Below are 12,441 nucleotides of genomic sequence, written 5' to 3' on the forward strand. Positions count from 1 at the left end.
GGCGGCGCTTATCAGTTTATCGGTTTTTGGGATTAGGGGGCGTTTTTGCTGCCATTAACGCGAACCCATTCGTCTTTGGCAGTGATCTCCAACTCATTAAACCACTGTCGGTAGCAGCTCAGCAATTCTTCGGCTTGACTGTTGAGGATACCTGACAGGCAAATCGGTGCGTCGGCGCTTAACGCTGCTGCTAAGTTAGGTGCCAGTGAAATCAACGGGCCAGCGAGAATGTTGGCAACCATTACGTCGCCATGCAAATTACTGGGTATTTGCTCGGGGAGCAGGCAGTCGATACGGTCGTCGTCGATATTGTTGCGCTGAGCATTGTCGCGGGTAGCAAGCAGTGCTTGGGGGTCGTTGTCGATGGCAATGACTTTTTTGGCGCCGAGCAATAATGCGGCAATACCTAATATGCCCGATCCGCAGCCGTAATCGATTACTGTTAGGCCATCTAGATTTTGCTGGTCTAGCCACTGCATGCACAGCCAAGTGGTGGGGTGGGTGCCGGTGCCAAAGGCAAGGCCGGGGTCGAGCAGCAGGTTCACTGCGCTGGGATCAACCGGTTCTCGCCAGCTTGGGCAAATCCACAGGCGCTCGCCACATTGAATGGGGTGGTAGCTGTCCATCCACTCGCGGACCCAGTCGCGGTCTTCCAAAATTTCACTGCGGTGGGGCGGTAGCGCCTCGCCAAATTGGGCTTCTAGGGCAATTAGAATGGCGTCCATGTCAGTGTCGGCGGTGAATAGACCCGTGACCCGAGTCTGTTGCCACATGGGGGTTTCACCCACGCCTGGTTCGTAAACGGGTTGATCTGCATTGTCTTCCATGGTCACTGCGGCGGCGCCTATTTCCAGTAGGGCATCCTCTAGCGCGGGTGCAGAGGCTGGGTTGGTGTCTAGGCGCAGTTGTAACCATGTCATAGGGCTAACTCTTTTTGAAATTTAATAAGTTTGGCAGAATGTAAAAAAGGGGCCGAAGCCCCTTTTGAGTGTGCAGTTTAAACTATTTTACAGTTTAAGCTTCTTTTCTAGGTAGTGAATACTTACGCCACCTTCGCGGAAAGCCGCATCCCTAACCAAGTCCCGATGCAAATCGGTATTGGTGCGAATGCCGTCTACTACTAACTCATCGAGTGCATTGCGCATGCGGGCAAGGGCGATTTCGCGATTATCTCCCCAAGTGATGATTTTGGCGATCATCGAATCGTAATGGGGGGGAACGGTATAGCCGCTGTACAAATGCGAGTCCACCCGCACGCCTAGGCCGCCGGGGGCATGGTAGTGCTTGATCAAGCCTGGGCAGGGCATAAAGGTTTTGGGGTCTTCGGCATTTATCCGGCACTCAAAGGCGTGACCTTTGATTTTGATGTCATCCTGAGTGATGGATAGCTTCTCGCCGCCAGCTATTAATAGCTGCTGTTTGATAAGATCAACACCAGTCACCATTTCACTAACGGGATGTTCCACCTGAATGCGGGTGTTCATCTCAATAAAGAAGAACTGACCGTTTTCGTAGAGGAACTCAAAGGTGCCGGCGCCGCGGTAATTAATGGCGATACAGGCATCAACGCAGGATTTGGCAACTTGTGCGCGAATCTCATCGGGAATGCCCGGTGCCGGCGCTTCTTCTAATACCTTCTGGTGACGACGCTGCAGTGAGCAGTCGCGGTCGCCGAGATGAACTGCGCTACCTTGGCCGTCGGCCAGAACCTGAATTTCGACGTGGCGTGGATTTTCGAGGAATTTCTCGATATACACCGTGCCATCGCCAAATGCTGAGCTCGCTTCAGACTGGGTGACGTAAACGGCGTTGAGTAGGGCGGCTTCGCTATGAACTACTCGCATGCCGCGACCACCGCCGCCAGCAGCAGCTTTTATGATCACTGGGTAGCCGATGCGCTTGGCCACTTTTAGGGTGTGTTCATTGTCATCGGTGATTGGGCCATCGGATCCGGGTACGGTGGGTACGCCGGCCTTTTTCATGGCTTTTATCGCCGAGACCTTGTCACCCATCATGCGAATAATGTCGGGGGTAGGGCCGATAAAGATAAAACCGCTTTTTTCGACTTGTTCAGCGAAATCTGCATTCTCCGCGAGGAAGCCGTAGCCGGGGTGAATGGCGACGGCGTCGGTGACTTCGGCGGCGCTGATAATCGCTGGAATATTCAGGTAGCTGGCCGGTGATGGCGCGGGGCCAATACACACTGACTCATCTGCTAGGCGGACGTGCATCAGATCGCGGTCTGCTGACGAGTGTACTGCTACCGTTTTAATACCCAATTCTTTGCAAGCGCGCAAAATCCGCAGGGCAATTTCACCACGGTTGGCAATGACGACTTTTTTAAGCATTTGGAATCAATCCCTCTTTATAGTGCTTTGATCGTGGTTTTGCCGGTGTTACACAATGGTGATCAAGGGTTGATCAAATTCCACGGGCTCAGCGTCGTCTACAAGAATCGCTTCTATGACGCCAGATTTGTCCGCTTCGATTTGGTTCATCATCTTCATAGCTTCAACGATACAGATAACATCGCCTGCTTTAACGTGCTGACCCACTTCAACAAAGGCAGGTGAAGATGGTGAAGGTGAACGGTAGAAGGTGCCTACCATAGGTGACTTGATTAAGTGACCGCTTGGGCCTTGCGCTTCAACTGGAGCTGCTGCTGCAGCAGCGGGCGCGGCGGCGGGCTGCGGCGCATATTGCATGGGCTGCTGCATATACTGTGGTGCCATCATGCCTTTGGCGGCGCTGTTGCGGCTGATGCGCACAGACTCCTCGCCCTCTTTGATCTCTAGCTCGTCGATATTTGATTCTTCGAGTAACTCAATGAGTTTTTTTACTTTTCTAATGTCCATAGTAACTCTCTTTAATGTGAGTGAATTGATAAGTGTTGTTATTCGCTTAACTGGTTTATTGCTGCTTGCAGAGCAAAGCCGTAGCCCGCAGCACCCAAGCCGCAGATCACGCCCTGAGCGATATCTGAAAAATAAGAGTGGTGGCGAAAGCTCTCTCGCGCGTGCACATTGGATAAATGCACTTCAATAAAAGGGATGTCGACCGCCAGCAGCGCGTCGCGCAGAGCAATACTGGTGTGGGTAAATGCTGCGGGATTAAAAATAATAAAATTGATGCCTTCGGGCCGTGCCAAGTGAATGCGTTCAATTAGCTCGTACTCGGCATTGCTTTGCATTGACTGCAGGTGGTGTCCTGAGGCCTTCGCAGATAGCTGTAACGTAGTGTCTATATCGGCCAAGGTCTTGCTGCCGTAAACGCCGGGCTCACGACTGCCGAGGAGGTTGAGATTGGGGCCATGAAGTACAAGTATTGACGCCATATTTTGCTTCTACGTTGCATTGCTCAGTGTATGGGCAGATTGTGCCTTATTTGTATTTATGAGTCCAACGCATACCGTGAATTTTTTAAGATAGCGTGCATTTAGCCGCAAGTTTGCAGAAGATGACCGGAATTTTGTGCCTCTCAGTGTTTTCGGTGCTAACACTGAAAGGGCGCAAAAACGTTTTAAATTGGCTCGTCGAGCAAGCTGAGCAGCATGCTCTTAGTTAATACTTGGGGTAAGACAACTGGGCTGGCAGCGAGATCGGCTGGGAAGTAGACATAGAGCGGAATACCGTTGCGCTGGTAATCAGCGAGCAGTTGGGTGATGGCTGGATCGTAGCGAGTCCAGTCCGCTGTGACATAGTGAACATTGTGCAGAATGAAGGCGGCACGTATTGCGTCGGTGTGTAATACCAGTGCCTCGTTGGCGGCGCAGGTAATACACCAATCGGCGGTAACGTCTAAAAACACATTTTGGCCGTTTTCGCGCAGGCGCTGAATTTGGCTGACGTCAAAACCGCTCGCTGCGCTGGCAGTTTCGATTGGTTTATTGAGGCCGCTGAGCATCAGGCTTAGTGCGCCAATATAAGCTGCAATCGCCAGTACTTTAGCAAGCCGTCCCAACGGGTAGAGCCACAGACCAAAGCCAATCAAGAGCCAAGCAGACAAAATAAGCGCCATGCCATTGGCGCCGGTTTGACGGCCGACCACCCAGCTCAGCCAAACTGCGGTAGCGAGCAGGGGAAAGGCAAGTAGCTGGCGCAGTGTAACCATCCACTGACCGGGTTTGGGGAGACGACGCAGCCCTGCGGGGAATAAGGTTAATAGCATTACTGGCAGGGCCATGCCAATCCCGATAAAGGCAAACACAAGCAGTGAAATGGCGGGTGTTTGGCTGGCGGCAAAGCCTACCGCGGTACCCATAAAGGGCGCTGTGCAGGGACTGGCGACCACTGTGGCGAGCACCCCAGTAAAGAAGCTGCCGCTGTAACCGGACTGGCGGCTAAGATCGCCGCCGATGTTCATCCAGCTGCCGCCAATCTCAAATAAGCCGAGTAAGTTCAGCGACAGCACAAAGAATAGGGTGGCCAATAGCGCGACAAACCACGGTGTTTGCAACTGAAAGCCCCAGCCAATTGCTTGCCCCGCTTGTTGTAGCGCGATTAATACACCGGCCACGGCAACAAAGCTCAAAACCACGCCAGCACTGTACGCCGCGCCATGGTTGGCGGGGCTGCCGCTGCGGGCATTGGCAAAACTCAATACCTTAAGACCCAGTACTGGGAACACACAAGGCATTAAATTAAGGATGGCGCCGCCTAGGGCTGCAAATATTAGGATTAGCCAAAGTGATCGAGCATCGGAGTTGGCGGTTGCGGTAGTGGTAGTGGTAGTAATCGTGGCCGCAGCCGAGCTTGCGCTTGCGGACTCTTCTATAGTCTGAGTGCTTGGATTAATGCGGTAGTGCTGGGTTTGCGGGGGGTAGCACAACCCTGCATCAGCGCAGCCCTGGGAGGTTATGCTAAGCGTAAAGGGTTGGCTGGGTATATCGCTGATCGCTATCGCTGTATTGTGGTAGTAGACTTCGGTTTCGCCAAAATAGGGATCCTGCTTTACTTTACCCGCTTCAAAGCGGGTGCTAATGGCATGGCTTATACCATTGGCGCTGGCCGTGAGCTGAAAACGCTCGCGATAAAGATAGTAGCCTTCGGCTATTTTCCAGCCGAGCAATAAATCGTCATTATTCCACAGCAGCTCCGCTTGATAGGCCTGTTCTACCGGTAAAAAACTCGGACTGCTAGTGCCAAAGTTTTGAGGCGCAGTGTTTAAGAAGTCTTGACTGTGGGCGCTGGCGCCAAAGACCAGGAGAATAAGCGATAATAAAAGCGGTTTCATAAATACAATCACTGCGGCGGTGGCGTTATGATACGTCATAATTACGTGTTTCGATGCTCAAGTATAAATTGCTAGTGAGTTTACCGGTATTGAATTGCGCTGTGGTCTTGAATGTAATAATTCAGGCAATATTATTTGAGTAATAGTGTCGCCGATAAGCAACAGGTGGCGCCTTGGAGGACTTGTGAGTTGTAAGTGGATGAGTGTTGGGGGGTTGGCCGCGCTGTTATTCAGTGCGGTGCTGCAGGCTCAGCCCGATCAAATTACGGTAGAAAATGCCTATGTGCGGGGTTTGCCGCCCAGCCAGCGCAATACGGCTGCGTTTTTTAGTGTGCAAAATCATCGCGACCGTGATGTGCAGATTGTTGCTGGCGCCAGTGACGCCGCCGAGGGTTTAGAAATACATGGTCATCAGCATCGCAATGGCATGATGTCGATGCAGCGTGAAGACGCTATTACGGTGCCCGCCGGTGGCGAGTTTATTTTTGCGCCTGGGGCCTACCATTTAATGTTGATCAATTTGACGCGGCCGCTGACTGACGGTGATCAGGTGCAATTTAACCTAAAAACCGCTGGCGGTGAGCTAATCACAGTCGACGCGCCGGTAATTAGTGTGCTCAAACCCGCGCCCACCCCGAACAACGCTGCTCGCGCCAATATGAGTCATACCGAACACAAAGGAATGCATTGATGATTGAAAAAATAAAAGACCTCGTGGCTAGGGGCAAAGAAACTGCGCAGGATTGGCTCGGCAATGGGCTCGCGCTAAAAATAGCCGCAGTGATCGTGCCTGCCTATCTTCTGGTGGTGATGATTTTTGGGGTGTATTGGAGTTTTACACCCGATATGCCCAATACCCAGTATTTGCAAAAAGACGCCAAAGTCGGCGTTATCGGCACAGCTACAAGCTCTGCCTTAATTGATGTGACTGAAACTCTGCTCGACAAGCCTGGTGGTTTTATTAGCAATGATATTAGCCCACCAGGCATTTTTATGGACGATATGCCCGCATGGGAATATGGGGTACTCATTCAGGTCAGGGATCTTAGCCGCGCTATGCGCGAAAACTTTAGCCGCTCCCAGTCGCAATCCCAAGAAGACGGAGATTTGTCTAGGGCTGAGCCGCGTTTTAACTTCTCTAATAATAGTTGGGCGGTGCCAGCTTCAGAGTCGGAATACCGTCAAGGTATTAAGTTTCTTAAAGCCTATCGCAGTCGTCTTGCTGATGTTGATCAGCCTCAGGCCCAATTTTACGCCCGCGCCGATAACTTGCGTTACTGGTTGGCGGGGGTGGAATCGCGCTTAGGGAGTTTGTCGCAGCGCCTGAGTGCCAGTGTTGGCCGGCCGCGCTTGAACACCGATCTGGCTAACGACGCCAATGCGCGGCAGTCTACCCCAGCCTCAAGCGAGGTTCAGGTTAAAACGCCATGGTTAGAAATCGACAATGTATTTTACGAATCTCGCGGCACGGCTTGGGCCTTGATTTGCTTCCTGAAGGCGGTAGAGGTGGATTTTGCCGATGTATTGGCCAATAAAAATGCCAGCGTGAGTTTGCGACAAATAATTCGTGAGCTAGAGGGAACCCAGCAGGCAATGTTCAGCCCAATGGTCTTAAATGGCAGTGGTTTTGGTTTTTTAGCCAACCATTCACTGGTGATGGCGTCTTATATTAGCCGCGCTAATGGTGCTATAACTGATTTACGTGACTTGTTATCTCAAGGATAAATGATGGTTTACTCAACTTTACTTAAAACCTGTGTGCTCGCCGCCAGCGTGTGGCTTACCGCCTGCGCCTCTAGTCCGCAAGCGATTAAATTGGCGCCACAGTTTGCAGCCCCTAGTAGTCAAAATGGCAATAATAGTCCAGTGCATGTCAGGGTTAGCGATCAGCGCCAGAATAAAGTCTTGGGCAGTCGCGGTGGCACCTACCGCGATACCTCGGTAGTGACCATTAGTAATGATTTGTCTCTAGCTGTAGAGAAGCCCTTGGCAGCCCATATGGCGGCGATGGGGTACGACACGGACAGCCTCAGAGCTGATACAGTCGACTTGCATGTGATTTTCGACTCGCTGGTATATAACCACCCTAAAGAGGATGGCGTTGGTTACGATATGGACATGCTCGCCACCGTCAATGTGGTAGCCAGCCGCGGCAATGAACACTACGAGGGCCGCTATCGAGTAAAGCGCAAACAGAAATTCTTCAATGCGCCCAGCGAATCTCACAATACCGAGATGGTTAACGGCCTTGTGGTAGAGGTGTTAAATAGCATGTTTGATGACCCAAAATTAGTGGGCTTCTTACGGAAAAACTAGCGCGAATTGGCTAGTGAGAGGAAGGCGGATGCGTTAGGCGCACCGCCTTTTTTGTGCCTGAAATACTACGGGAGGATGCGTCCGCCGCGGGATAAATTACAATATTGCATAGATATCAACCATGAAATGCCAGCGTAGATTACGGACGATAGCTAGATTCCGCATCTTGCATTTTCACGCGACCGACCTCGATGAGCTTATGGCCTTTTGTAATATTGGACTCACCCTCGGCAATGCGGCTATTTCCACGCTTAATTAAGTCTCGTCCTTTAACGATATTTTTCTCTCCTTCCTCCCAGGAAACCGCATATTTTTTAAGTTTGTAAACGCGATCAGCTGCGGTATCAACATCTGCGGTGCTTTGTGCTATTTGAGCAAGTGCTTGAAAGGCTTGCCGATTGGTTTCTACAGCAATATTTCCAGCTATTATAAGTTGCTCGCCATCTCGCAGATCTGCGCGGCCATTGGCGACAGTTTTATGCGCTTCTTTGACTTGTTTTTCACCTTTCTTTACCAAGTTTTCCCCTTCTTCCCATTGTTCTGCAATGGCGACGGTTGATTCGCCGTCGGCCTTTATACGATCGCCGAAAGTCGGCGCACTTGTCGCGCAGCCCGATATCGCGATAGCAGAGGTTGCTAAAAGTAAAAAGATTATTTTTTTCATTGATGAATTCCAGTCATGTCGTGAAGCTTAATGGACGGCAGGTAGTTGTGCGTAAGATAGTGAGTAAAAAATAGGAGGTTCTTGATCGCTTGTTTCAGCCCGATAGGCCTTTCACTGCCTCTGATGGCAAGAGCATGTTTATCATAAAGCTGAAGTCGCAGGACTTATGTACGTATTAATACAGGGGCGCGATAAGCCCGCGGATCTTGAGCCCTGATATCAGATAGAATAGTACGGTTTTTGCTTGGAATATCCCGCTAAATTAATTGTGTAGACCGCCGAGTTGCTGTTCTAGCCACTGCTTAAATTGCCCTTTGGGCAAGGCGCCAGATAGGCGCGTAATTTCTCGCCCGCGATGAAACAATATCATGGTTGGGATGGAGCGAATTTGAAATTGTGCGGCAGTGTTTTGATTGGCCTCAGTATCTAACTTAATAAAACTGGCGCGGCTCGGCATCTCACTGGCAAGCTCGCTGTACACCGGTGCGAATGAGCGGCAGGGGCCGCACCACGGTGCCCAAAAATCCACAAGCACAGGCAGGCCGCTTTGTTGAATATAGCGATTGAAGTTAGCGTCGCTGGCGTTGATGACCTTGCCATCGAGCAATAACTGCTTGCACTTGCCGCATACTGGCGCATCGCTAATGCGTGTTTCGGGTACGCGGTTAATCGCGGCGCAGCTAGGGCAAATCAGTTGTAGCGAAGGGCTGGTGCTCATGGGGCGTCCTAATTACAGCAAGTCATACTACTGATATGCGGCCTGAGGGCGGGGATTTCAAGGAGTTGGCGATGGGTAGCGGGAGGCAAGGTCTTCTCGGCACTGATGCGCGCGGGAAAACCTTGCCAGACATTCCTTAAAGCTTTAGCTCTTTAAGTAATGTTTGATGCCGGGGCCCTTGCAGGCGCGGGCCATATTGCGATACGACTTCGGCGGCGGCGCGGCTGGCTAAGGCGCCGGCCTGAGCATAGCTGTAGCCATGGGTTATGCCGTAGAGAAAGGCGCCGGCAAACATATCGCCTGCGCCATTAGTGTCTATGGCTTTTACTGGGTGGCCAGCAATGTTGTGTAGCTGTTCGCCGTCAAATACCAGTGCGCCTTTGGCGCCGAGGGTGATGGCGAAGCTTGTGGCAACTTGTTTCAGTGCGATAACGGCTTCATTAATCGATTCGCTGTTTGCCCAGCCTAGCGCTTCAGCTTCGTTGCAGAAGATAAGGTCTACGCCGTTGCCAAGCATGTCGTTCAAACCATCGCGGAAGAAACTCACCATGCCTGGGTCTGAGAAGCTTAGTGCGGTTTTAACACCGCTGCGCTCAGCGAGTTCACGGCCGGCGATGGCGGCGGCGCGGCCAGAATCAGAGGTAACCAAATAGCCTTCGGCGTAAAAGTACTCCGAGTTGGCGAGAGCCTCGGCATTGATTTCGGCCACCGACAATGTTTCGCTAATGCCCAAGTGGGTGTTCATGCTGCGCTCGGCGTCGGGGCTGATCAGCACTAGGCATTTACCGGTGGTGCCGGCAGCTTTGTCGCCGTCAAAATCGGCATCGACTCCGGCTGCCTTAATGTCGTTCATAAAAAAGTGGCCGTGTTCGTCGTTTGCCACTTTGCAGGAATAGTAATTGCTGGCACCAAAGTAGCCGGCGGCAACAATGCTATTGCAGGCCGAGCCGCCGCTGGCGAGTTTGGCGTGAACCATATGGCCGCTGAGCTTGTCCAAGAGTTCCTGTTGACGGGCGGCATCGACGAGGGTCATCAGGCCTTTTTCCACGCCAAGGGATTTCAGTTCTGCGTCGTTGATTTCGATTTCGGTATCGACCAAGGCGGCGCCAATTCCATAGAGGTGGTATTTTTTCATCTGATTTGCCAGTCACTTGCGGTAAAGTGCCGCTATTATCCGGTTTGAATTCTGATTTGCAATGTATCTGGTCGTATTGAATGGTTAAGAAAGCGTCTAAGGGAAGTGGCTCTCCCACAGTAGTATTTTCGTGGTGGGGCTTGTTCGCCAAGCTGAGTTTGGTGTTTGTGGTCGTTATGTTGATTTTTTTCGCGTACTGCGATGCCAAGGTGCGCGGCGCCTTTGATCGTCAACGCTATGAGCAACCGGCCAAGGTTTACGCTCGGCCACTGGTATTGGCAACCGGTGCCATTCTAACGGCTTATGAACTTGAGTCTGAATTGGGGGAGCTGGGCTATAGTAGCCGTCGTTTGGTAGACCAGCCGGGTAGTTACTACCGCCAAGGCGATCATTTTACCATCTACCTTCGGCCATTCTCCTTTGCCGATGGCGCGCAGCCGGCGCGCAAGATAGAAGTCGACATGAACGGCACAACGGTGGGGGTAGTGCGCAATAAATTGGGCGACCGCATCGCCGAGGAGCAGCTCGATCCGATGGTGATTGGCGGGGTGTATCCCGGTCGTCATGAAGACCGGTTGATGATGAGTCTTGCAGAGGCCCCGCAAATGCTGATTGAAACCTTGGTGCAGGTCGAGGATCAGCATTTTTACAGCCACTTTGGTATTTCACCGCGTAGTATTGCGCGGGCCATGCTCGTTAATATTAAAGCTGGTCGCACCGTGCAGGGCGGCAGTACTCTGACCCAGCAATTGGTTAAAAACACCATTCTCAGTAATGAGCGCAGCTTGTGGCGCAAGGCCAAAGAAGCGGTGATGTCGATTTTAACCGAGCTGCATTACAGCAAAGACCGCATACTTGAAGCGTATATCAACGAAGTTTATCTGGGGCAGGAAGGCAATCGCGCCATTCATGGTTTTGGCTTAGCGGCGCGCCACTATTACAACCGACCCTTGGAAGAACTGAATTTGGGGCAGATTGCAACACTGGTCGGCCTTGTTAAAGGCCCCTCGTATTACGACCCGTGGCGTCATCCCGAGCGCGCCAAAACCCGCCGCAATATTGTGCTTGGCGAGCTGGAGGAAGAGGGCTGGCTTACCACGCAGCAACTGGCCGCTTGGCAAAAAGAGCCTTTAGACCTAGCCAAAACCTCGGCGCTGGCTGGGGTTTACCCCGCTTATGTCGATTTAGTGCGTCGCCAGCTCAGTCGTGATTATCAGAGTAAAGAGCTGCAAACCAGTGGCCTGCGAATCTTCACGCCCTTTGATCCGGTCTTACAACGCCGCGCGGAGAAGGCCACAGTTAAATCTTTAAAGCGGCTCGAGGCGCGGCAAAAAGACTTAGAAGTTGCCATGGTGGTTACCAAGGTAAACAGTGGCGACGTGGTTGCGGTTATCGGCGGGAAACGGCCTAAATATGCCGGCTTTAACCGCGCCTTAGATGCACTGCGGCCGATTGGCTCCTTAGCGAAACCGGCGGTGTTTCTGGCTGCACTAAATCAACCTAATCGCTATAACTTGCTGACCAAAGTGTCGGATGAGCCGGTGTCGATTAGTAATGCCAACGGTAGTCAGTGGACACCCTCGAATTACGACCGTAAATCCCACGGCGATGTACCGCTGCACACCGCTTTGGCGCATTCTTATAATATAGCCACCGCCAGATTGGGTATGCAGGTTGGCTTGGATAAGGTTATGGCCATGTTCCAGCGCCTTGGTGTACAGCGGCCATTGTTGGAAGTGCCATCGATGTTGCTGGGCTCGGCGGAATTGGCGCCGATCGAAGTGGCGGCGATGTATCAGACCTTGGCGGCGGACGGCCGTTACACGCCGCTGCGTACCATTTATGCGATTACCGATAACAAGGGCGAATTGTTAGCGCGTTATCCCCAAAAGCCTAGGCAAGTCATTAGCTCTGCCGCTGTGCATCTGCTGCAGTACGCGATGTTAGAAACTGTGCGTGAAGGGACGGGTAAAGGGGTTTACCAATTGTTGCCCAAGGACTATCGGGTGGCGGGTAAAACCGGCACCAGCAACGACACCCGCGATTCGTGGTTTGCCGGTTTTGCGGGTGATTATATGGCAGTGGTGTGGATGGGCTTAGACAATAACACCTCTACCGGCTTAACGGGTGCTAGCGGCGCCTTAACCGTGTGGCGGCAGTTTATGGCCGAGGCCAGCACCGAGCAAATGCCATTCTCGCCGGTAGACGGCGTGGAGTACGAATGGGTAGATGGCGTTAGCGGTCAACTCAGTCAGTCATGGTGTGAGAATGCTCGCTATATGCCCTTTATGAGTGGCAGCGCCCCTCGTGAGCGCGGTGGCTGCGCCCCAGAGCCGGAGAAGGTCTGGGGTTGGTTTCGCAGTGTTTTCGATTAAA

12 protein-coding genes are annotated in these 12,441 nt (G+C 52.2%); 4 read left to right on the forward strand and 8 right to left on the reverse strand.

Going from position 1 to position 12,441, the window contains the following annotated elements; genetic code table 11:
- Positions 1–32 precede the first annotated feature (32 nt).
- The 5 genes from prmA to AB4876_RS08725 form a co-directional block, all read right to left on the reverse strand.
- Positions 33–920: a 50S ribosomal protein L11 methyltransferase gene (prmA, locus tag AB4876_RS08705; protein ID WP_368381256.1), complete on the reverse strand. Its 888-nt coding sequence runs from the start codon at positions 918–920 to the stop codon at positions 33–35.
- A gap of 87 nt (positions 921–1,007) precedes the next feature.
- Positions 1,008–2,348, reverse strand: a complete 1,341-nt coding sequence (gene accC, locus AB4876_RS08710; RefSeq protein WP_368381257.1) for an acetyl-CoA carboxylase biotin carboxylase subunit — start codon at positions 2,346–2,348, stop codon at positions 1,008–1,010.
- A 48-nt stretch (positions 2,349–2,396) separates the two neighbouring features.
- Positions 2,397–2,855: an acetyl-CoA carboxylase biotin carboxyl carrier protein gene (accB, locus tag AB4876_RS08715; RefSeq protein ID WP_368381258.1), complete on the reverse strand. Its 459-nt coding sequence runs from the start codon at positions 2,853–2,855 to the stop codon at positions 2,397–2,399.
- Positions 2,856–2,893: 38 nt separating this feature from the next.
- Positions 2,894–3,334 carry a type II 3-dehydroquinate dehydratase gene (gene aroQ, locus AB4876_RS08720; RefSeq protein WP_368381259.1) on the reverse strand — a complete coding sequence of 147 codons (441 nt, stop codon included), beginning with the start codon at positions 3,332–3,334 and terminating at the stop codon, positions 2,894–2,896.
- Between the two features lie 185 nt (positions 3,335–3,519).
- Positions 3,520–5,232, reverse strand: a complete 1,713-nt coding sequence (locus tag AB4876_RS08725) for a protein-disulfide reductase DsbD family protein (RefSeq protein ID WP_368381260.1) — start codon at positions 5,230–5,232, stop codon at positions 3,520–3,522.
- Between the two features lie 184 nt (positions 5,233–5,416).
- Here AB4876_RS08725 and AB4876_RS08730 point away from each other — a divergent pair, with 184 nt between their 5' ends.
- The 3 genes from AB4876_RS08730 to AB4876_RS08740 are packed head-to-tail and all read left to right on the forward strand — an operon-like array spanning position 5,417 to position 7,548.
- The gene (locus tag AB4876_RS08730) at positions 5,417–5,923 is read left to right on the forward strand and encodes a copper chaperone PCu(A)C (protein ID WP_368381261.1); all 507 of its coding nucleotides are present in this window, start codon (positions 5,417–5,419) and stop codon (positions 5,921–5,923) included.
- Positions 5,923–6,957 carry a DUF2333 family protein gene (locus AB4876_RS08735; protein WP_368381262.1) on the forward strand — a complete coding sequence of 345 codons (1,035 nt, stop codon included), beginning with the start codon at positions 5,923–5,925 and terminating at the stop codon, positions 6,955–6,957. The genes AB4876_RS08730 and AB4876_RS08735 overlap by 1 nt, the downstream gene beginning before the upstream one ends.
- Positions 6,958–6,960: 3 nt before the next feature.
- The gene (locus tag AB4876_RS08740; protein WP_368381263.1) at positions 6,961–7,548 is read left to right on the forward strand and encodes a YajG family lipoprotein; all 588 of its coding nucleotides are present in this window, start codon (positions 6,961–6,963) and stop codon (positions 7,546–7,548) included.
- A 139-nt stretch (positions 7,549–7,687) separates the two neighbouring features.
- Here the strand turns inward: AB4876_RS08740 and AB4876_RS08745 are convergent, their stop codons facing one another.
- The 3 genes from AB4876_RS08745 to AB4876_RS08755 form a co-directional block, all read right to left on the reverse strand.
- Positions 7,688–8,212: a hypothetical protein gene (locus AB4876_RS08745; protein ID WP_368381264.1), complete on the reverse strand. Its 525-nt coding sequence runs from the start codon at positions 8,210–8,212 to the stop codon at positions 7,688–7,690.
- A gap of 262 nt (positions 8,213–8,474) precedes the next feature.
- Positions 8,475–8,930: a thioredoxin TrxC gene (gene trxC, locus AB4876_RS08750; RefSeq protein ID WP_368381265.1), complete on the reverse strand. Its 456-nt coding sequence runs from the start codon at positions 8,928–8,930 to the stop codon at positions 8,475–8,477.
- Positions 8,931–9,066: 136 nt separating this feature from the next.
- Positions 9,067–10,065, reverse strand: a complete 999-nt coding sequence (locus AB4876_RS08755) for an adenosine kinase (protein WP_368381266.1) — start codon at positions 10,063–10,065, stop codon at positions 9,067–9,069.
- A gap of 80 nt (positions 10,066–10,145) precedes the next feature.
- Here AB4876_RS08755 and mrcB point away from each other — a divergent pair, with 80 nt between their 5' ends.
- Positions 10,146–12,440 carry a penicillin-binding protein 1B gene (gene mrcB, locus AB4876_RS08760; RefSeq protein WP_368381267.1) on the forward strand — a complete coding sequence of 765 codons (2,295 nt, stop codon included), beginning with the start codon at positions 10,146–10,148 and terminating at the stop codon, positions 12,438–12,440.
- The last annotated feature ends 1 nt before the right edge of the window (position 12,441 follow it).

Source organism: Zhongshania guokunii (genome assembly GCF_040892635.1).
Lineage (GTDB): Bacteria > Pseudomonadota > Gammaproteobacteria > Pseudomonadales > Spongiibacteraceae > Spongiibacter > Spongiibacter guokunii.